Raw genomic sequence first — 19,208 nt, 5'->3', positions numbered from 1 at the left:
GAATCAGTCCATGGTCGGGATGACGAAGGCGTTGGACTCCTTGAGACCGGAAGGCCAGCGCTGCGTCACCGTCTTGGTCTTGGTGTAGAAGCGGATGGAGTCGGGGCCGTGCTGGTTGAGGTCGCCGAATCCGGAACGCTTCCAGCCGCCGAAGGTGTGGTAGGCGATCGGCACCGGGATCGGGACATTGATGCCGACCATGCCGACCTGGACGCGGGAGGCGAAGTCGCGGGCGGTATCGCCGTCGCGGGTGAAGATGGCGACGCCGTTGCCGTATTCGTGCTCGTTGGGCAGGGTGAGCGCTTCCTCGTAGTCCTTGGCGCGCACCAGCGCCAGCACGGGACCGAAGATCTCTTCCTGGTAGATCCGCATCTCCGGGGTGACGCGGTCGAAAAGGGAAGCGCCCGCGAAGAATCCGGCCTCGCCGCCCTCGACGACGAGTCCGCGGCCGTCGATGACGAGTTCCGCGCCCTCGTCCACGCCGATCTGCACGTAGTTGTTCACGCGGTCCACGCCGTCGCGGCCGACCAGTGGGCCGAAGTCGGCGCCCGGGTCGTCGGAGAGGCCGACATTCAGCTTCTCGATGCGTTCGATGAGCTTGGCGCGCAGGCGATCCGCGGTCTCCTCGCCGACCGGCACGGCGACCGAGATGGCCATGCAGCGCTCGCCCGCCGAGCCGTAGCCGGCGCCGATGAGCTGGTCGGCGACATCGTCGAGGTCGGCGTCGGGCATGACGACGGCGTGGTTCTTGGCGCCGCCGAAGCACTGGGCGCGCTTGCCGTTGGCGGTGGCGGTCTCGTAGATGTACTGGGCGATCGGGGTGGAGCCGACGAAGCCGACGGCCTTGACGCGGTCATCGTGCAGCAGCGCGTCCACGGCTTCCTTGTCGCCGTTGACGACATTGAAGACGCCCGCGGGCAGTCCGGCCTGGAGGAACAGTTCGGCCAGCCGCAGCGGGACCGAGGGGTCGCGCTCGGAGGGCTTGAGCACGAAGGCATTACCGCAGGCGAGTGCCGGTCCGGCCTTCCACAGCGGGATCATGGCCGGGAAGTTGAACGGGGTGATGCCGGCGACCACGCCGAGCGGCTGCCGCATGGAGTACACGTCGATGCCGGTGCCGGCGCCCTCGGTGTATTCGCCCTTGAGCAGATGCGGGATGCCGGTGGCGAATTCGACGACCTCGAGGCCGCGCTGGATGTCGCCCTTGGCGTCGGCGATGGTCTTGCCGTGTTCGCTGGACAGTAGCGCCGCCAGGGAATCCATCTCGTCCTGCACCAATGTCAGGAACTTCATGAGCACGCGGGCCCGCTTCTGCGGGTTGAACGCGGCCCAGACCCGCTGTGCCTCGGCCGCATTCGCGATGACCGCCTGCACCTCGGCCGTGGACGCCAACGGCACTCTGGCCTGCACCTGTCCGGTGCTGGGGTTGTAGACGTCACCGAACTTGCCGGACGTTCCCGCTACGTGCTGCCCGCCGACGAAATGCGTGAGTTCGCGAACCATGCCAGTCCTGTCTCGATGCTTGCGCGCCGATTGCGCGGTATGTGGCGATCCTATAGTTGGACATCCAAGTATTGGCTGTGGGATAATTCACAGCACCAAACGACTCTGCCTGCGGAGGCTGACGTGCCCGATTTGCATGTCCCGGTCCATCCCGTGCGGTTCGTCACCGCAGCGGCGCTGTTCGACGGCCATGACGCGGCCATCAACATCATGCGGAGGATCCTGCAGGCGCAGGGCGCCGAAGTGATTCATCTGGGGCATAACCGGGCCGTGAGCGAGGTGGTGGACGCGGCGCTCACCGAGGATGTGCAGGGCATCGCGGTCAGCTCGTATCAGGGCGGGCACATCGAGTACTTCGAGTACCTTGCCAAGGCCTTGAAGGAGGCCGGGGCCGAGCACGTGAAGATCTTCGGCGGGGGCGGCGGAGTCATCGTCGAGGAGGAGATCGCGCGGCTGGCGGCGGCCGGGGTGACCATCTTCTCGCCCGAGGACGGGCAGCGGCTGGGGCTGCCGGGCATGATCAATCAGCTGATTTCGGCATGTGACGTGGATCTTTCGCAATCACCGCCGCGCGTCGAGGCGGTCCTGACCGGGGATCGGGCGGCGCTGGCCCGGACCATTACCTGCTTGCAGCAGGGGACATTGCCCGAGGCGGATCTGGCGGCGCTCACCGCCGCCGCCGCGGCGCGCCACGTGCCGGTGCTGGGTATCACCGGTACCGGCGGCTCCGGAAAGTCCTCTCTCACAGACGAACTCGTGCGGCGACTGCGCAACGATCAGCAGGACAAGCTGCGCGTGGCGGTGCTGGCGGTCGATCCCACTCGCCGGCGCGGCGGTGGCGCGTTGCTCGGCGACCGCATCCGGATGAATTCCCTGGATGGTGAGCGCGTCTACTTCCGTTCCCTCGCCACCCGCGGCGAGCGCGAGCTGCCGAACAATATCGATGACATGGTGATCGCCTGCAAGGCAGCGGGATTCGATCTGGTGATCCTGGAGACGCCGGGCATCGGTCAGGGCGACGCCGAGAGCGCCGAGCACGTCGATGTCTCGCTGTACGTGATGACGCCCGAGTTCGGCGCGGCCTCGCAGCTCGAGAAGATCGACATGCTGGATTACGCGGATGTCGTGGCCATCAACAAGTTCGAGCGGCGCGGCGCGGCGGACGCGCTGCGCGATGTCTCCCGGCAGCTGGTGCGGAATCGGGAGGACTTCCACGCCACTCCCGAGGACATGCCGGTATTCGGCACCAGCGCGGCCACTTTCAACGATGACGGCGTGACGGCGCTCTACCAGCATCTGAGCGGACTGCTGGCCGAGCACGGGCTGCCGCTCGAACAGGGTGCGCTGCCGCGGGTGAGCACCCGGGCCTCGACCCGCTTCGCGCAGATCATTCCGCCCGCCCGGGTGCGGTACCTCGCCGAGATCGCCGAGACCGTGCGGGATTACCACGCGGCCACCGCGCATCAGGTCGCCGCCGCACAGCGGGTGCAGCGCGTCGAGCAGGTTCTCGCGGAATTGCCGGACGACGTCCAGGTGTCGGAGTTGCTCGCGAAGGCGAAGACCGGACTGCAACCCGAGAATGCCGCCCTGCTCGCGGAATGGCCCGCCATCGCGGAGTCGTATCGGGGTGACGAACAGGTGGTCCGGGTGCGGGACCGCGAGCTGCGCACGCCGCTGCGCCGGGAAACCTTGTCCGGCAGTTCGATTCCGCGGGTGGCACTACCCCGCTACACCGATCACGGTGAGCTGCTGCGATTCCTGCGGTCGGAGCATCTGCCGGGCCGGTTCCCGTTCACGGCGGGCGTGTTCCCGTTCAAGCGGGACAATGAGGATCCGGCGCGGATGTTCGCCGGTGAGGGCGATGCCTTCCGGACCAATCGGCGCTTCAAGGTGCTGTCGGAACATTCCGAGGCCAAACGACTTTCGACGGCCTTCGACTCGGTGACGCTGTACGGGCACGATCCGGCCGAACGTCCCGATATCTACGGCAAGGTCGGCACCTCCGGCGTTTCCATTGCGACGCTGGACGATATGAAGGCGCTCTACGACGGATTCGACCTGGACGCGCCCGCCACCTCGGTATCGATGACCATCAACGGGCCCGCGCCCACGATTCTGGCGTTCTTCCTCAATGCCGCCATCGATCAAGCGCTGGAACAGTTCTCGGCGGCGGAAGACCGGGAGCCGACCGGGGCGGAGGCGGCCGATCTTCGCGCCCGCACGCTGGCGACGGTGCGCGGGACGGTGCAGGCCGACATCCTCAAGGAGGATCAGGGGCAGAACACCTGTCTCTTCTCCACCGAATTCAGCCTGCGCATGATGGGCGACATCCAGGAATGGTTCGTCCAGCAGGGCGTCCGCAACTTCTACTCGGTGTCCATCTCCGGCTATCACATCGCCGAGGCGGGGGCGAACCCGATCAGTCAGCTGGCCTTCACGCTGGCCAATGGATTCACCTATGTGGAGTCGTATCTGGCGCGCGGCATGCGGATCGACGATTTCGCGCCCAATCTGTCGTTCTTCTTCTCCAATGGCATGGATGCCGAATATTCGGTGATCGGCCGGGTGGCGCGCCGCATCTGGGCCGTCGCCATGCGCGACAAGTACGGGGCCGACGAGCGCTCGCAGAAGTTGAAGTACCACGTCCAGACCTCCGGGCGGTCCCTGCACGCACAGGAGATGAACTTCAACGACATTCGCACCACCTTGCAGGCGCTCATCGCGATCTACGACAACTGCAACAGCCTGCACACCAATGCCTATGACGAGGCGGTGACCACGCCCACCGAGGAATCGGTGCGCCGGGCGCTGGCCATTCAGCTCATCATCAACCGGGAATGGGGGTTGGCGATGAACGAGAATCCGCTGCAGGGCAGCTTCGTCATCGAGGAGCTGACCGATCTGGTCGAGGAGGCGGTACTGTGCGAATTCGAGCGGATCAGCGAACGCGGCGGGGTGCTCGGGGCCATGGAGACCGGATATCAGCGCGGGCGCATCCAGGACGAATCCATGCTGTACGAACGGCGTAAGCACGACGGCAGCCTGCCCATCGTGGGCGTGAACACCTTCCGCAATCCGCACGGCGAAGAGCATCGGGTGCTGGAATTGGCGCGCGGCACCGAGGACGAGAAGCAATCGCAACTGCGGCGGGTGCGGGAATTCATCGAGCGGCATCGCGGCGAATCGCCCGCGGCGCTGGCCCGGTTGAGCGCCGCGGCGGGCAGCGACGACAACGTGTTCGAGGTATTGATGGATGCGGCGCGAGTGTGCACACTGCAACAGATCACCGATGCGTTCTTCGCGGTGGGCGGTCAGTATCGGCGCAATGTGTGAACTCCTGGACGCGATGTGATGTTGCTTGCAGCGCACGGTGACTCGCTATCGACTTTCCTCGCGAAATAGGGTCGTGCGTGAATTTCCCCCTCCCACAGCTGATTTACGGGACGCAATTCCTGGGCTATGTATGAGGCGTTCGTATTCGCTCGTTGCTGACGTTCGATTCGTGCCGGGGGATCGAGGTCGGGGAGGACTGGGAAAACTATGTTCCGTCGTACCGCTGTCAAGAACACCGTCAAGGTCATCGCCGTGGCGCTGCCCGTGACCGTCGCCGCCATGTTCTCGGGTGTCGCCTCGGCGCAGGCCGCGCCGGCCGCCGCGCCCGCGCCGGTCGTGCAGACCGTCGACGCGCCGGTCGCCGCCGCTCCGGCCGCACCGGTGCAGGCCGCCCCGGTCGCCGCCGGTGTGCCGCTGCAGGATGTCGCCACCGACCCGAACGCGCAGGACTCCGATCCGGTGCACAACGGCATCGCGGCCGGCGCGCTGGTCGGCGGTGTCGGTTCCGCCGCGACCGGTTCCGCGTTCGGCTCGATTCCGGGCGCGATCTCCGGCGCCCTGTGGGGCACCGTGATCGGCACCGCCATCGGCGCGCTGGTCGGCGTGCTGGCCCCGAACGTGGTGCCGCAGATCCTGCCCTGAGGCCCTTACCGATCGGCAGTGCTCGCGACCGTGCCGCGCCCGTTCTCCGGGCGCGGCATTGTTGTTTTTCCGCGCTGGCCGAGGTACCCGCGTGGAAGAATCCGGAACAGGCCGACCCGGACTGAAGGGACATCATGGACCTGGCGGGAATGACTGTCGTCGACGCGCATATTCATCAGTGGGATCCGCTGACGACGCCGCGCGAGTTCAGCGGGCTGGCCAAACTGTTCCGCTATGTGCCCCTCCCCATGGATATCGCCAAGCGGCTCGCGCCGCGGCGGGACCGTGAATTCGTGGGCGATCCAACCCCGTTCGTGCATCCGTATCTCCCGGCCGATTACCGCGAGGACGCGGGTGCGGTGCCGGTCGAGGCCATCGTGCACATCGAGGTGGAGTGGAACGGCCCGGGCCGCCTCGCCCAGGCCGACGAGACCCGCTGGGTGGCCAGCCTGCCGTTCGGCGTGGACACGCCCGCCCTGGGCGCCATCGTCGGCGCGGGCGATCCGGCCGCACCCGAATTCGCCGAGCTCCTCGACGCGCATCAGGCGGCCTCGCCGCGCTTCCGCGGCATCCGCGCCCGGGTCGAATATCACCCGGATCCCGATGTGCGCGCGCATTGCGCGGCGCCGGGCGCGCTCACCTCCGCCGCCTTCCTGAACGGCTTCTCGGTATTGGCCGAGCGCAAGCTGTCCTTCGAGGCGTGGGTGTATTCGGGACAGCTGCCCGAGGTCACGGCGCTGGCCGGGCGGTTCCCCGACGCGACCATCGTGCTGAACCATCTCGGTACGCCCGCAGGCATTTTCGGGCCGGTCGGCGACGATACCGGGCAGAATCCGGGTCAGCGACGCGAACTGTTCGTGCGCTGGCGCGACGATCTGACCGCGCTGGCGGCGCATTCGAATGTGGTCGCCAAGGTGAGCGGCCTGATGATGCCGATCCTCGGGCATCCGGTGCCGCCGCGCGGCCGGCCGACGCCGGTTCCGGTGCTGGTGGAACGCATTTCGCCGCTGCTGCACCACGCGCTGGACGTCTTCGGCCCGGAGCGGCTGCTGTGGGGTTCCAATTTCCCGGTGGACAAGCCCATTACGAGCATCCCGAACGCGGCCGCGGCGGTAGCCACGTCCTTGACCGAGCACGGCGCGAATGCCGCGGCGCTGGAGCAGGTGTTCCGGACGACGGCGCAGCGCGTCTACGGCATCGACGACCTCTGACGATCGTTCCGGCGCCGCGCCTCCCCGGATCAGCGGATAGCGGTCGCTGGGGTGGGTCGCCATGGAGCGGATCCTCGGGATCGGAATGGGTTTCCGGGAGTCCCGGGTGATGGTGCTCAGTCCGGGAAGGCCAGGTATTGGGCGCCCATGAGGCGGGCGGTGCGGGTGACGTGGTCGATGATGTGGGGGGCGTCGGTGGTGATGGTGCCGGTGCGCCAGGCGGTGAGGAGTTCGGTGAAGCCGCCTATGCCCATGAGGGTGCCCATGCGCAGGTCGGATTCGTCGACGCCGGGGCGCAGGTAGGGGCGGCCGGTGGCGATGAGGAAGTCGGTGGCCTCGGTGAGGGTGGCCTTGCGGCGTTCCTCGAGGACGCGGCTGCCGGCGTGATCGCCGAAGAGGATGCGGGCGGGGCCTTCCGATTGCAGGGCGACCGCCCGGGCGATGGCCAGGTGCAGGATGTCCAGCGGGGGTTGGCCGAGGTGTTCGGCGAATACGGCGGAGAGTTCGCCGAAGACGTGGAAGCAGACCTCGTCCCAGACCGCGCCCAGCAGTTCGTCGCGGTCGGCGAAGTGCTCGTAGAAGTAGCGGTCGTTGAGGCCCGCGCGGGTGCAGACGCCGCGCATGGTGACTGCCGCCCAGCCGTTTTCGAGCCAGATGGCGAGGGCGGCGTCGATGATGCGGGTGCGGCGTTCGGTGCGGCGTTCCGCCTGGGTGCGGCCGCCCCAGGTGCCGTTCCGCTTGGCGGCGGCCGGGTCACCGTGCTGTTGCGAAGACGGGACTGCGTGCACGTCCATGGTTGACAAAATACCGCACCACGCGCCTAATTGGTGGCAGGTGCGGCCAATGGTGGCACATGCCACCACTTGACTGCCGGATGCACACCCCCGGGAGTTCCCATGCGTCTCAATCCCTTCGGCGGCACTCGCCGCACCCAGCACGCCGACGCGGTGGTGACCGGCGCCGGTAGCGGTATCGGCCGGGCCTTCGCGATCGAGCTCGGACGCCGCGGCGGGCGGGTGATCTGCTCCGATATCGACGCCGGAAGAGCCCGCGAGACAGTCGAACTGGTCACCGCCACCGGCGGTAAGGCCTTCGACACCGGCTGCGACGTGAGCAGCCTGGAACAGGTCACCGCACTCGCCGACACCGCCGAACAATGGTTCGGCAAGACCGCCGACATCGTGGTGAACAATGCCGGCATCGGCCGCGGCGGCGCCCTCATCGGCGATACGCCACTGCCCGAATGGCATCAGGTGCTCGACATCAACCTGTGGGGCGTCATCCACGGCTGCCACGTCTTCGCACCCCGCCTGCGCGCGGCCGGGCACGGATCCATCGTCAATACCGCTTCCGCCGCCGCCTTCGGATCGGCGCCCCGCATGGCCGCCTACAACGTGAGCAAGGCCGGCGTACTTGCCCTGTCGGAAACGCTCGCCGCGGAACTGGCCGGCACCGGCGTGACCGTCACCGCACTGTGCCCCACCGGCGTGAAAACCAATATCCTGGAGGGCGTTTCGCTCGGCGACCCGGGCATCGAGAAGTGGGGTGAGCGCCTCATCCGCTGGACCGGACGCCCGCCCGCCGGCATCGCCCGCGCCACCCTCGACGCCGTGGACCGCGGCCAGCTGTATGTGGTCCCGCAGCTCGAGGCCAAGTTGATCTGGCAGTCCAAGCGACTGCTCCCCGAGCCCTACACCCGCGCCGCCGGACTGCTGGAGCGGCTGGTGCGGTAGTTCGCAGCACGACCGTGCGGTAGCACGCGGCAACAAGGAGTTGAACAATGGCGTTCGCATATTCCGACATGCTCACCACGATCAAGGATCGGCAGTGGGCGCTGGCCGACCTCGACTGGGACGCACCCGGAGCCGACCTCATCACCGAGGAGCAGCGGCCCGGCCTCACGAAATTCATGGCCGACCTGGTGTGGATCGAACACGTGGGCGCGCGCGGTTTCGCCGCCCTCACCCTGCGCGCGCCCGACGGGCCGCTCAAGGAGATCTACCGGTACTTCCACGCCGAAGAGCAGAAGCACGCCAATGCGGAGCTCGCCCTCATGCGGCGCTGGGGCATGCTGCGCGGCGACGCGATGCCGGTGCCCAACAAGAACATCCGGCTCGTCATCCAGTGGCTGGATCGGTACGGCGACAGTCTCTCGCTCCCCGTCCTCGGCACCGTCATTCCGTCCCTGGAATGCGCGCTGGACGGGGCGCTGGTGAAATTCCTGCTCGACGAGGTGCAGGATCCGTTGTGCCACGAGGTGTTCCGGCACATCAACAGCGATGAATCCCGGCACCTGGCAGTCGGGTTCCAGGTGCTCGAACAACTCGGTGCGGGACCCGCGCGCCGGATCGCCATCGAATCGGCGGGTTACGCACTGCGGCCCACCCTCCTGATGGGCGCACTGCTCTACACGCCGCTGCTGTCCCGAATGTCCACCAACATCATGGCGATGGGTCTGGACGAGGAGAAACTCTGGAATGCCGTGCGCCGCTACGAGAAAGCCGGCGAACGCGCGCCGGATATCAAGCGCCTGCCGCTGTTCCATGTCGTACGCCTGCACGGCCGGGCGACCATCGACAAACTGCAGCCCATCCAGGGCATCAACGATGCCCTCAACAAGGCCATCGACCACTTCCCGGTCCGCATCCTCGGCCGCACCCCGTCCTGGTCCGAGGCACTCACCTACGAGCCGGTCGCGAAATGAGCGCGCCACTGCGCCGGGGCAATTCCGGGAGAGTGCGCGAAATCGGCTACGGCGGGCCGAAGTATCACTGCACCCGATGGCGCGACGATCACGATATCCGGGGACAGCATGTCGCGGTGGTCGGCAGCGGCGCCGCGGTGGCCAGGGTGCTGCCGCCGGTGGCGGCGCGAGCCCGCAGAGTCACCGTCTTCCAGCATGATCCGGTCTGGGTACTGCCCACGCCACCGCTGCCGGGCGTGCGCCCCTTGCTCCGGCTGCTGCCCGAAGACCTGGTGGGGCGGCTGCCCGAGGCTGCCACGCCGCCGCCGCTCACCGCGGCCCTGGCGGCACAGGTCTCCGGCACCACGCCGCGCCCGGCCGACGGTACGACCCGCACCGGCGCCGATCCCGCGAGCCGCACGGGCATTGCGGGACTCGGCGCCGGTATCGGGTTCGCCGCCGCCCTGGCCGGGCGGCTGGGCGGGGGCCTGTTACGCCGGGCCGCCGCCGCGAATCTCCGGGTGCAGGTCGGCGATTCGTGGGAGCGGCGACAGCTGACTCCGGACACCGCGGCCGGGCTCCGGCTGCACAACCACTACTACCGCGCCCTGCGGCAGCCGAACTGCCGCCTCGTCACCTGGCCCATCGCCCGGCTCGCGCCGCTCGGCATTCGCACCGTGGACGGGATCGAGCATCGGGTGGACTGCATCATTTACGCGGAGGACACACCGTGAACAGCACCGTGGTGGATCACGAGATCATTATCGTCGGCGCCGGATTCTCCGGGATCGGCACCGCCATCGCCCTGCGCAAGGCCGGGTTCGACGACTTCGTCATGATCGACGAGGCCGACGGAGTTGGCGGAACCTGGCACTGGAACACGTATCCCGGTATCGCCGTGGATATTCCGTCGTTCAGCTATCAGTACTCGTTCGAGCAGCGGCCCAACTGGTCCCGGGTGTACGCGCCGGGGCGGGAACTCAAGGCGTATGCCGAGTACTGCGTGCAGAAATACGGGCTGCGCCCGCGAATCCGCTTCAGCACCACCATCTCTCGCGCCGACTTCGACGACACCCTGCACCTCTGGCAGGTGCGCACCTCCGACGGCGACGAACTCACCTGCCGCTACCTCATCGGCGCGACCGGCGTCCTGACCCGGCCGAAACTGCCGGAAATCCCGGGCGCCGAACGCTTCCGGGGCCTCACCATGCACACCGCGCGCTGGGATCACGGCGTCGATCTGCGCGGCAAACGGGTCGGGATCATCGGCACCGGGGCCTCCGCCATCCAGGTGATTCCGGAGATCGCCCCCGAGGTGGCGGAACTGGTGGTCTTCCAGCGCACCCCGATCTGGTGCCTGCCCCGCCCGGACGCACCCATGCCGTCGGCGGCCCGCACGCTCATGCGGCTGCCCGGCGGGCAGCTGCTGACCCGTTGGCTGAGCCAGGCTTTCGTGGAGATCACCTTCCCGCTCGCGGCGCACTACTACAAGGTGCTGCCCATGTCGAAGGTCGGCGAACGCACCGGACTGGCTCATCTGCGCGACCAGGTGGACGATCCGGAGGTGCGGGCGAAGCTCACGCCCGAGTACGCGCTCGGCTGTAAACGGCCGTCGTTCTCCAACGACTACCTGAAGACCTTCAACCGCGAGAACGTCCTGCTGGAGACCGATCCCATCACCGAGATCACCGCCTCCGGCCTGCGCACCACCAGCGCCCACCACCAGGTCGACGTGCTGATCATGGCCACCGGCTTCAAGGTCATGGAATCCGGCAATATGCCGACCTTCGACCTGCACGGCAGCAACGGCATCCGGCTGGAGGACTGGTGGGACACCCGCCGGCTGCAGGCCTACGAGGGCGTGAGCGTGCCCGGCTTCCCCAACTTCTTCACCATCATCGGCCCGTACGGCTACAACGGCGCATCGTATTTCACGCTCATCGAGATGCAGACCACGCACATCCTGCGCCTGCTCCGCCAGGCCCGCCGCCACGCCGCGACCCGCATCGAGGTCACCCCGGAGGCCAACGACCGCTACTTCCAGGAGATGCTGAGCCGCCGCGGCACCCAGGTGTTCTGGCAGGACAGCTGCGCCCTGGCCAACAGCTACTACTTCGACAAGAACGGCGACGTCCCGCTGCGCGCCATGAGCACCCCCGAAGCCGCCTGGCGCGCGGCCCATTTCAGCCTGACCGACTACCGCTTCGAGAAAACGGGCTCCCACCGCACCGCCGGAACCCCCGCAGCACGCGCGACCGCGAGTTGATCAATCGATCACCGGGAACTCAGGGCGGCAGTCGACGGCGTGTCGCCGCAATGAGTTCCCGGTGATCAATCGTCCAGGGCGCGGTAGAGGGCGCGGAGGTGGCGGAGGCCCGAGGCGGTGGTGGGTTCGTCTTCGGCGGTCATGCGGAGGGCTTGGCGGAGGAGGATGGCGTCGAGATCTTCGGGGGCGGGGCGGAAGTCGGGTTTGGGCAAGGCCGGAAGGTTCAGCTCTTCGCCGTAGAGATCGCCGGAATCCGTGGCGGCCGAGTCCTGTTGGACGCTGCCTATGAGGGCGTCGAGTTCTACGCCGCGCAGGGTCAGGAGGTCCTTGGGGCGTTCGTCCAGGCGTTCGGCGATGACGTAGCAGACCGCGGCCACATGCTTGCAGGGCCAGCCGTGGTCGGGGCAGGTGCAGGAGAAGTCCAATTCCGATGCGGTGGTGGGTAACAGCAGCGGGCCCAGGGTGTGCGGGAGGGCGCCGGCCGCGATCTCGCCCAGCATGCCGGGGGTCCCGCGCACCAGGTCGACGAGTTCGTCCAGCCGATCGTCGCGCAGCTGCCGCAGGGTCAGCACCGAGATGAACGGGCGCGGCTGACTGCCCTGCACCTCCGCGCTCACCGCGCCCGGCTCCAGCCGGTAACTCACCACCTGACCGGTCCGCGCGTACGACCGCCCGCGTGTCAACCGCCCCTGATCCGCGACCTTCTCGACCGCCTCCAGAAACGAACGCCCCCACCAGGTTCGCGCGAACGCCGCACCCCGCTGACTGCGCGCCTGCACTCCACCTCGCACCGGGCGGCGCGGCCCGAACTCCGAGAAGTCGATGTGATTCCTCATTCGCCGGCCCTTTCCGCCCGCCCGCGGTGGCACGCACGGCGCCGGCCGCCACTCCGGGCGCGGTCGTCACTCATTCGCCCACCGCCTCGGAGCCGAGGGCGAACAGTTGGCGGAGTTCGTCATTGCCGAGTTCTGTGATCCACTTCTCGCCGGAGCTGACGGTGAGGTCGGCGAGCCGGCTCTTGCCCTTCAGCATGTCGTCCACCCGCTCTTCGATGGTGTCGACGCACACCAGCTTGCGGACCTGGACGTCCCGGCGCTGGCCGATGCGGAAGGCGCGGTCGGTGGCCTGGTTCTCCACCGCCGGATTCCACCAGCGGTCCAGGTGCACCACGTGATTGGCGGCGGTCAGGTTCAGACCGGTCCCGCCGGCCTTCAGGGACAGCAGCATGAGGGGTGCGCCTTCCTCCTCCTGGAAGCCGGTGACCATGGCGTCGCGGCGCGTCTTGGAGACACCGCCGTGCAGGAACGGCACCTCCGAGCCGAAACGCTCGGACAGGTAGGGGGCGAGCATGGTGCCGAACTCGGCGAACTGGGTGAACAGCAGCGCCCGTTCACCATCGGCGATGACCGACTCCAGAATGTCCTCCACCAGCGCCAGCTTCCCGGAACGATGGTGGCCGCGGCGCAGCAGCGCGGAACCGTCGCTCAGATAGTGCGCCGGGTGATTGCACACCTGCTTGAGCCGGGTGAGCGCGGCCAGCACCGCGCCCTTGCGCTCCATGCCCTCCGCTGACTTCAGCTTGGCCGACATATCGTCCAGCACCGCCTGATACAGCGCGGCCTGCTCCACGGTGAGGTTGGCCCGCACCGTCATCTCGATCTTCTCCGGCAGATCCGAGATCACTTGCGGATCGGTCTTCACCCGGCGCAGCACGAACGGCGAGGTGATCGCGCGCAATCGGGTCAGCGCGTTCTCGTCCTGTTCCCGTTCGATCGGCACCGCGAAGCGGGCGTGAAAGTCCTTGGGCCGCCCCAGCAGTTTCGGATTGGCGAAGTCCAGGATCGACCGCAGTTCCTCCAGCCGGTTCTCCACCGGAGTTCCGGTGAGCGCCAGCCGATGTCGCGCCTGCACCAGTCGCGCCGCGCGGGCCTGCCGGGTGCCGGCGTTCTTGATGTGCTGCGCCTCGTCCAGCACCACCCGCTGCCAGTGCTGTTCCTTCAGCTCCTCCACATCCCGCGCCAGCAGGGCATACGTGGTCACCACCAGATCCGAATCCCGCACCGCCGCATCCAGTTCCGGTCCGGACCGCCGCCCGGCCCCGTGATGCACCAGCACCCGCAGGTCCGGCGCGAACTTCTCCGCCTCCCGCTGCCAGTTGCCCACCACCGACATCGGGCACACCAATAGAGTGGGCCCGACTCCCGCCGCCGATGCGGCGTCCATCCGGCCTGCGGCGGCTTCGCCGTGTGGCGCCCCGGCCGCGATGTTCGTATCGGATTCTCCTGCGGCCCACGAGTTCTCGCGTTCGTGGAGCAGCAGCGCGAGCACCTGGATGGTCTTGCCGAGGCCCATATCGTCGGCCAGCACGGCGCCGCAGCCCAGGCGGCTCATGGTGGCCAGCCAGCTCAGGCCGCGTTGTTGATAGGGCCGCAGCTGGGCCTTCAGTCCGGCCGGGTCCGGGACCGGTTCGGTGGTGCTCTCACCGCCGAAAAGCTGTGCGGCCCAGCCGGTTGCGCTGACCTCCTCGAGCGGGACGCCGAGCACCGGGTGGGCGGCGAGCTCGGCGAACAGGGCGCCGATGGTGGTCTCGGTGCCGTCCGTGCGGCCGGAGACATAGTCCGCGGCGGCGGCCAGCATGCGATGGTCGGCCTGCACCCATTCGCCGCGCAGCTGCACCAGATCCGATTTCGCCTGCACCAGACGGGACATCTCGGCCGGGGACAGCACGATATCGCCGAGGGCCAGTTCCCAGCGGAAGGACACCAGGCCCTGCAAGCCCACCGCGGTCTCGGTCGCGGCGGGGCTCTGCACCTGCAACTTCATGGTCGGCGCCGCGATCCGCCAGGCCCGCGGTAGCAGCAGGCGAATGCCCATACCCTGCAAGGAATTCGCGCCGTGCGCCACCAGATCCATGACGACCTCGGTGGGCAGGAAGAGATCCATGCTGCGCGCATCACCGGGCAGGTCCCGCAATCGCGGATACGCCTGCTTGGCCGCCGCCAGCTTCTCCCCCGCAATGCGCACCAGATGCGGATCGCCGGGCAGCAGCACCGGTTGCGGGGCCTCCCCCTCCACCCGCAGGCACACCTCCAGCCGCCACAACCCGGACGTGTCGTTCTCGGCCGGTTCCAGCAAGCGCAACACCAGGTCCGGCTCGTCGGCGGTCAGGCTGGTCCGCCAGTCGTCGAGTACCGCGGCCAGCCGATGCGAGCCGGACTCCACCGGCCCGCCCTCGATGAGCGCCGCGACCAGCGGATGCGCCCGCGACCCCGCCGATTCCGCGTCCGGCAGGGCCAGGGCCGGGTACCGGGCGAGGCGCAGGCGAGCGATCGGGTCGGCGAGTTCGGCGATCAGGTCTTCCAGCAGCGCGGCCGGGCGGCCCGCGACCTTCAGGGCCGCGGGCATGGCCACGGCGAGTTCGGCCAGCCAGGCCCGCTGACGCTGTCCGCCGAGCAGTCGCCAGCGCACCCACCATTCGCCGTCGTCGCGCCGCACTTCCGGCACGATGCGGCCCGCGCCCGCCCAGCGATCCACTCCGCGCGCCACATGCGAGAGGAACCGCAAATCTCCTGCGACCGCGGCGTGGGGCAGGGTCTGCAGCAGCACCTGCGCCGCCGAATCGGGTGCGAGGGCGTGCGCGCGAACTTTCGCCTTCTCCTGCCCGTAGGGGCCCGGAACCAGCACCTCCGCCCGGTGCCGGAATTTGGCCGTGTGCAGGATGGCCCCCAGCGGTTCCGGCACCCCGGCCGCATCGCCGCTGGTCTCGGGGTCGTGCCAGAGCACCAATCCCGATCCCGGCGACCACAGTCCGTGCAGCATCTGACCATCCAAGCAGCCGTCACCGACACCGCTGCGCGGCCCCGTTCCGTCATCGAACGGCAATCCGGCAAATCACCACCCCTGCCGGGTCTTCATTTTTGATCGGAACCGGGGAATACTGGATATATCCGCAGGTCACCGCATTCGGCGGTGTTTGCTGTGCTCAACGCCGAGTGGCGTTCAGTGACGCCGAAGCGGGGGTGCACCCAACAATCAACCGCGACTCGAGCCGGAGCCGTGGCACTTTCGATACCGTAGGGAGGCCGTGAAGATGACGATTCTGCTCCAAGTGCTCGAGCAGAGCTTCACGCCGACAACGCCGTGGGAGCGGCGGAAATTCACCTTCGTGGACACCAGCAAGATCGTGGACATGCGCTTGGACGGCCAGTCCGGGGTGTGGCTGGATCTGTCCCGACCGGGTGAATCACAGCGGCTGGCGCGAACCGCCGACCCGCGTGACGCCATCACCTTCCTGCTCACCACCTTCGCGAAGATCGCAGAATGCGAGGAGCGGGGCGGGGCATGGCTCATCGGTCATGACGGAGCGCACGCCGATTCCATTGCGGCCATGCGTTTCCCACCGCAACTCTCCGAGACCGCGGCGGACGACCTATTGGCCCACGCCTGGCTCTAGGCAGGCACACCGTTCACTTCGCACCCCTCGAGGGGGGTGCGAAGTCGCGGAAGCGCGTCACCGACGCGCGGTGAGCGAGTACATGTAATCCGGTGTGGCCCAAGGGCGCTCCGTCCGACACGCTCGCTCCGGCGCGCGCGATAGTTTCTCGCGCGATCCCGCCGTCGATCACCCCGTGTGTGGTCGCCGCGCGGATCGCGGCTGTCCTGGTGGTCGGTATCGCCTTGCTGCTCGGGGGTATCGCGTGCGATGCCATCGGACGGGTTCCGCCCGCGCCGGGGAGTCCGAGCCGAATTCAGTTGGAACAGTTGCTGACTCGGATCCGGGTGGTGCCGTCACGGCCGCGGCCGGGCGGCTACGAACGGGGCTGCGCGGCGGGGCAGGGCTGTGTGTTCGGGCCCGCGTGGACCGACGACCACGACGGGCCGGGCGGGCACGACGGCTGCGACAGCCGTAATACCGTGCTGGCCCGGCAGCTCACCCAGGTGACGTTCCGGGCGGGCAGCACCTGCGTGGTGTCCGCCGGCACCCTGCAGGATCCGTACACCGGGCGGCGCATCGGCTTCGCGCGCGGCGAGGCCAAGGCGGTGCAGATCGACCATGTGTATCCGCTGGCCGCCGCCTGGGATATGGGCGCCGCCGGGTGGCCGCTGGAACGCCGGGTCCGCTTCGCCAATGACATCGACGTCAATCTGCTGGCCGTCGACGGAAAGACCAACGAGGACAAGGGCGATCGGACACCCGCGGACTGGCTCCCGCCCGCGCGCGCCTACCACTGCTATTACGCGGGCAAGTACCTGACCGCGGCGGCCCGGTACGGGCTACCCGTCACCGCGGGCGACCGAGCCGCGCTGCAGCGCGTAGCCCGAGCCTGCCCATAACCGGCCCAGATGGTGGTACGCCTGCACAGCGGTCATCGGCCGGTGCGGATCGATCACCGCCTCCTGCAGGCCGAAAAGCCCCAGGACAGGAAGGTGACGGTCGCGTCCAGGTCCTCCGGCGCCAGGTGCAGCCGGGGGCCGAGGTGTTCGGCCAGCAGTTCGGCGTACGTGCGCTGCATCGAGCGCAGCACGGTCGCATTCGCGCGCTGACCGACCAGAGGACGATAGACCTCCGGATTCTCGGCGGACAGCCGGAACATGATCTCGATCGGGGCCAGCAGCGGCGGCTCGCCGGGACAGGCCGCGAGCTCGGCCGCGATCACCCCGCGCATGTGCTCGGCGCACCCGACCATGAGCAGATCGTCCTTGTCGCGGTAGTGGGCGTAGAAGGTGGACCGGCCCACATCGGCGCGATCGATGATGTCCTGCACCGTGATCCGCTCGTAGGGGCGCTGCTTCATGAGCCCCATCAAGGCCATGTGCAGGGCCATGCGCGTGCGGCGCACCCGGCGATCCGGTGCGACCGCGGTTTCCGCACAGTTCCCGCCGTTCTGTGCGGAAACGGACGGAAATCCAGATTCTGCGTCTGGCCTGGTCTTTTCCACCCTTCGATGATTGGCCACATGACACACGACAAACAAGCCCCGGCCCCCGAAACCTCCGAAATCGGCGAGCTGATCACCTGGCCGCGGCGCTACGTGCTGATGACCACCCTCTACTTCCTGGGCCGGGATCGGACGCTGCGGCGCGAGATGGCCGCCGCCAGCGGGGCCCGGCCCGGGGACCATGCCATCGATATCGGCTGCGGGCCCGGACGGCTGGCCGCGGCGCTGGCCGAACGGGTCGGACCGCAGGGGCGGGTGCTGGGTGTGGATCCGTCCGCGCCGATGATCGACTACGCCCGGAAACACGCGGCGGGCAATGTGCGGTTCGAAGTCGGTGCGGCGCAGTCAATTTCAGCGGCGGACGCCTCCTTCGACGTGGTGACCGCGACCTATGTCATGCACCACATACCCGAACCCGAGCGAAAGACGGCCCTGTCGGCCATGTTCCGCATGTTGCGCCCCGGCGGGCGGCTACTGCTCGCCGACGCGCATCCCAGCGACGAGGTGCGTGGCGCGCTGGTCGGCGTCATGGCGCGGCGGGTCGCGCTCCGGGTTGCCCGGCGCGCCGCGCAGCAGCAGCACGACCACTCCCATGGCCACGAGCACGGCCACGGTCATGATCACGGGGCGGACCCGTCGTCGGTCATCGATATCCGGCAGTATCAGGAATCGTTGCGGCAGTTGGGCTTCGAACGGATCGAGTTCGGTACCAACCGCTTCGCCACCGCGATCCTGACGGCCGTCAAGCCGGCGTAGCTTATGGAGTGGCTCCGGTCGCGGCGGGACGCTTGGGGTCGTTCGACCACTGCGACCACGAGCCCGGGTACAGCGCGGCGTCGATGCCGGCCGATGCGAGCGCCGCCACCTGGTGGGCGGCGGTCACGCCCGAACCGCAGTAGACGGCGACCGGACCCGAGCCGAATTCGGCGAAGCGGGAACGCAATTCCGCGGGACTCTTGAAAGTGCCGTCGGCGGTGAGGTTTTCCGCGGTCGGCGCGCTGTGCGCACCCGGAATGTGGCCGGCTCGGGGGTCGACGGGCTCCACTTCGCCGCGGTAGCGCTCGCCCGCGCGGGCATCCAGCAGTACGCCGTCCCAGCCGGCCGCGGCATCGGCGTCGATGGTCGGCATATTGCCGGGGGTCAGCACCACGGTGCCGGGTTCCGGATCGGGTTCCTCGCCGGCGACCACCTTGCCGCCGGCCCGCTCCCAGGCCGGCAGGCCGCCGTCCAGGATGCGCACCTCGGGCACGCCGGCCCAGCGCAGCAGCCACCAGGCGCGGGCGGCGGCCATACCGCCGGTGGCGTCGTAGACCACCACGGTGTCGTCGGTGCGGACGCCCCAGCTGCGGGCGCACTTCTGCAGATGGGCCAGTTCCGGCAGCGGGTGGCGACCCTTGGCGGGGGAGGCCGGATCGGCCAGCTCGGTCTCCATATCGACGAACACCGCGCCGGGCAGGTGCCCGTCCAGATAGTGCTGCGGCCCATCGGGATCGCCCAGGGCCCACCGCACATCCAGCAATCGCACCCGGGAATCCCCGCCGTCCAGCAGCTCTCGCAGTTCCTCGGCCGAGATCAACACCGCGCTCAAGCCAACTCCTCCTCGCGAATCCCCCCAACCCATTACGCCGACG

Annotated in this window: 16 protein-coding genes; 10 read left to right on the top strand and 6 right to left on the bottom strand. The window is 68.4% G+C overall.

The genetic code is table 11. The features are described 5' to 3' along the window. Window positions 1-3: 3 nt before the first annotated feature. Complete coding sequence (locus ACIP5Y_RS44680; protein WP_400359719.1) at window positions 4-1,503, bottom strand: CoA-acylating methylmalonate-semialdehyde dehydrogenase; 1,500 nt, start codon at window positions 1,501-1,503, stop codon at window positions 4-6. 123 nt (window positions 1,504-1,626) lie between these two features. On the opposite strand from ACIP5Y_RS44680, the gene icmF reads away from it, so the two are divergent. The 3 genes from icmF (at window position 1,627) to ACIP5Y_RS44665 (ending at window position 6,689) form a co-directional block, all read left to right on the top strand. Beyond that, on the top strand, window positions 1,627-4,836 hold the full coding sequence (gene icmF, locus ACIP5Y_RS44675) for a fused isobutyryl-CoA mutase/GTPase IcmF (protein WP_400359717.1): 3,210 nt from the start codon (window positions 1,627-1,629) through the stop codon (window positions 4,834-4,836). A 207-nt stretch (window positions 4,837-5,043) separates the two neighbouring features. Continuing rightward, window positions 5,044-5,478, top strand: coding sequence for a hypothetical protein (locus ACIP5Y_RS44670; protein ID WP_400359715.1), 435 nt, complete (start codon window positions 5,044-5,046; stop codon window positions 5,476-5,478). Between the two features lie 149 nt (window positions 5,479-5,627). Further along, window positions 5,628-6,689 carry an amidohydrolase family protein gene (locus ACIP5Y_RS44665; protein WP_400359714.1) on the top strand — a complete coding sequence of 354 codons (1,062 nt, stop codon included), beginning with the start codon at window positions 5,628-5,630 and terminating at the stop codon, window positions 6,687-6,689. 116 nt (window positions 6,690-6,805) lie between these two features. Here ACIP5Y_RS44665 and ACIP5Y_RS44660 read toward each other — a convergent pair whose 3' ends face one another. Next, window positions 6,806-7,483 carry a TetR/AcrR family transcriptional regulator gene (locus ACIP5Y_RS44660; RefSeq protein ID WP_400359712.1) on the bottom strand — a complete coding sequence of 226 codons (678 nt, stop codon included), beginning with the start codon at window positions 7,481-7,483 and terminating at the stop codon, window positions 6,806-6,808. Between the two features lie 102 nt (window positions 7,484-7,585). On the opposite strand from ACIP5Y_RS44660, the gene ACIP5Y_RS44655 reads away from it, so the two are divergent. The 4 genes from ACIP5Y_RS44655 to ACIP5Y_RS44640 are packed head-to-tail and all read left to right on the top strand — an operon-like array spanning window position 7,586 to window position 11,638. Continuing rightward, complete coding sequence (locus ACIP5Y_RS44655) at window positions 7,586-8,422, top strand: SDR family NAD(P)-dependent oxidoreductase (protein ID WP_400359710.1); 837 nt, start codon at window positions 7,586-7,588, stop codon at window positions 8,420-8,422. A gap of 47 nt (window positions 8,423-8,469) precedes the next feature. Further along, complete coding sequence (locus tag ACIP5Y_RS44650; RefSeq protein WP_400359708.1) at window positions 8,470-9,393, top strand: ferritin-like domain-containing protein; 924 nt, start codon at window positions 8,470-8,472, stop codon at window positions 9,391-9,393. Continuing rightward, window positions 9,390-10,106, top strand: a complete 717-nt coding sequence (locus ACIP5Y_RS44645) for a hypothetical protein (RefSeq protein ID WP_400359706.1) — start codon at window positions 9,390-9,392, stop codon at window positions 10,104-10,106. Before ACIP5Y_RS44650 ends, ACIP5Y_RS44645 begins: the two co-directional genes overlap by 4 nt. Beyond that, entirely contained in the window at window positions 10,103-11,638 is a 1,536-nt protein-coding gene (locus ACIP5Y_RS44640; RefSeq protein ID WP_400359704.1) for a flavin-containing monooxygenase, read from the top strand. Before ACIP5Y_RS44645 ends, ACIP5Y_RS44640 begins: the two co-directional genes overlap by 4 nt. Before the next feature lie 65 nt (window positions 11,639-11,703). On the opposite strand, the gene ACIP5Y_RS44635 is transcribed toward ACIP5Y_RS44640, so the two are convergent. Together ACIP5Y_RS44635 and ACIP5Y_RS44630 are read right to left on the bottom strand one after the other, a co-directional pair. Beyond that, a complete protein-coding gene (locus ACIP5Y_RS44635; RefSeq protein ID WP_400359702.1) occupies window positions 11,704-12,474 on the bottom strand; it encodes an SWIM zinc finger family protein in 771 nt (256 codons plus the stop codon). Between the two features lie 70 nt (window positions 12,475-12,544). Next, the gene (locus tag ACIP5Y_RS44630; protein ID WP_400359700.1) at window positions 12,545-15,457 is read right to left on the bottom strand and encodes a DEAD/DEAH box helicase; all 2,913 of its coding nucleotides are present in this window, start codon (window positions 15,455-15,457) and stop codon (window positions 12,545-12,547) included. 271 nt (window positions 15,458-15,728) lie between these two features. Here ACIP5Y_RS44630 and ACIP5Y_RS44625 point away from each other — a divergent pair, with 271 nt between their 5' ends. Beyond that, complete coding sequence (locus tag ACIP5Y_RS44625) at window positions 15,729-16,091, top strand: hypothetical protein (protein WP_400359698.1); 363 nt, start codon at window positions 15,729-15,731, stop codon at window positions 16,089-16,091. Window positions 16,092-16,270: 179 nt separating this feature from the next. Next, entirely contained in the window at window positions 16,271-16,972 is a 702-nt protein-coding gene (locus ACIP5Y_RS44620) for an HNH endonuclease family protein (protein ID WP_400359697.1), read from the top strand. 53 nt (window positions 16,973-17,025) lie between these two features. Here the strand turns inward: ACIP5Y_RS44620 and ACIP5Y_RS44615 are convergent, their stop codons facing one another. Then, complete coding sequence (locus ACIP5Y_RS44615) at window positions 17,026-17,478, bottom strand: TetR/AcrR family transcriptional regulator (protein ID WP_400359696.1); 453 nt, start codon at window positions 17,476-17,478, stop codon at window positions 17,026-17,028. A gap of 117 nt (window positions 17,479-17,595) precedes the next feature. Here ACIP5Y_RS44615 and ACIP5Y_RS44610 point away from each other — a divergent pair, with 117 nt between their 5' ends. Next, a complete protein-coding gene (locus tag ACIP5Y_RS44610; RefSeq protein ID WP_400359694.1) occupies window positions 17,596-18,333 on the top strand; it encodes a class I SAM-dependent methyltransferase in 738 nt (245 codons plus the stop codon). A 1-nt stretch (window position 18,334) separates the two neighbouring features. On the opposite strand, the gene ACIP5Y_RS44605 is transcribed toward ACIP5Y_RS44610, so the two are convergent. Then, on the bottom strand, window positions 18,335-19,198 hold the full coding sequence (locus ACIP5Y_RS44605; RefSeq protein WP_400359692.1) for a sulfurtransferase: 864 nt from the start codon (window positions 19,196-19,198) through the stop codon (window positions 18,335-18,337). Window positions 19,199-19,208: the final 10 nt, after the last annotated feature.

It is taken from the genome of Nocardia sp. NPDC088792, from assembly GCF_044750615.1.
Taxonomy (GTDB): Bacteria; Actinomycetota; Actinomycetes; order Mycobacteriales; family Mycobacteriaceae; genus Nocardia.
The sequence above is the reverse complement of the archived record's forward strand: the minus strand, read 5'-3'. Positions and strand labels throughout refer to the sequence as shown.

What these genes read in the sequence shown, in the direction of transcription:
- ACIP5Y_RS44680 (WP_400359719.1), bottom strand. Translation starts at nt 1,503, where the DNA reads ATGGTTCGCGAACTCACGCATTTCGTCGGCGGGCAGCACGTAGCGGGA.
- ACIP5Y_RS44670 (WP_400359715.1), top strand. Translation starts at nt 5,044, where the DNA reads ATGTTCCGTCGTACCGCTGTCAAGAACACCGTCAAGGTCATCGCCGTG.
- ACIP5Y_RS44665 (WP_400359714.1), top strand. Translation starts at nt 5,628, where the DNA reads ATGACTGTCGTCGACGCGCATATTCATCAGTGGGATCCGCTGACGACG.
- ACIP5Y_RS44660 (WP_400359712.1), bottom strand. Translation starts at nt 7,483, where the DNA reads ATGGACGTGCACGCAGTCCCGTCTTCGCAACAGCACGGTGACCCGGCC.
- ACIP5Y_RS44655 (WP_400359710.1), top strand. Translation starts at nt 7,586, where the DNA reads ATGCGTCTCAATCCCTTCGGCGGCACTCGCCGCACCCAGCACGCCGAC.
- ACIP5Y_RS44650 (WP_400359708.1), top strand. Translation starts at nt 8,470, where the DNA reads ATGGCGTTCGCATATTCCGACATGCTCACCACGATCAAGGATCGGCAG.
- ACIP5Y_RS44645 (WP_400359706.1), top strand. Translation starts at nt 9,390, where the DNA reads ATGAGCGCGCCACTGCGCCGGGGCAATTCCGGGAGAGTGCGCGAAATC.
- ACIP5Y_RS44635 (WP_400359702.1), bottom strand. Translation starts at nt 12,474, where the DNA reads ATGAGGAATCACATCGACTTCTCGGAGTTCGGGCCGCGCCGCCCGGTG.
- ACIP5Y_RS44630 (WP_400359700.1), bottom strand. Translation starts at nt 15,457, where the DNA reads ATGCTGCACGGACTGTGGTCGCCGGGATCGGGATTGGTGCTCTGGCAC.
- ACIP5Y_RS44625 (WP_400359698.1), top strand. Translation starts at nt 15,729, where the DNA reads ATGACGATTCTGCTCCAAGTGCTCGAGCAGAGCTTCACGCCGACAACG.
- ACIP5Y_RS44610 (WP_400359694.1), top strand. Translation starts at nt 17,596, where the DNA reads ATGACACACGACAAACAAGCCCCGGCCCCCGAAACCTCCGAAATCGGC.
- ACIP5Y_RS44605 (WP_400359692.1), bottom strand. Translation starts at nt 19,198, where the DNA reads ATGGGTTGGGGGGATTCGCGAGGAGGAGTTGGCTTGAGCGCGGTGTTG.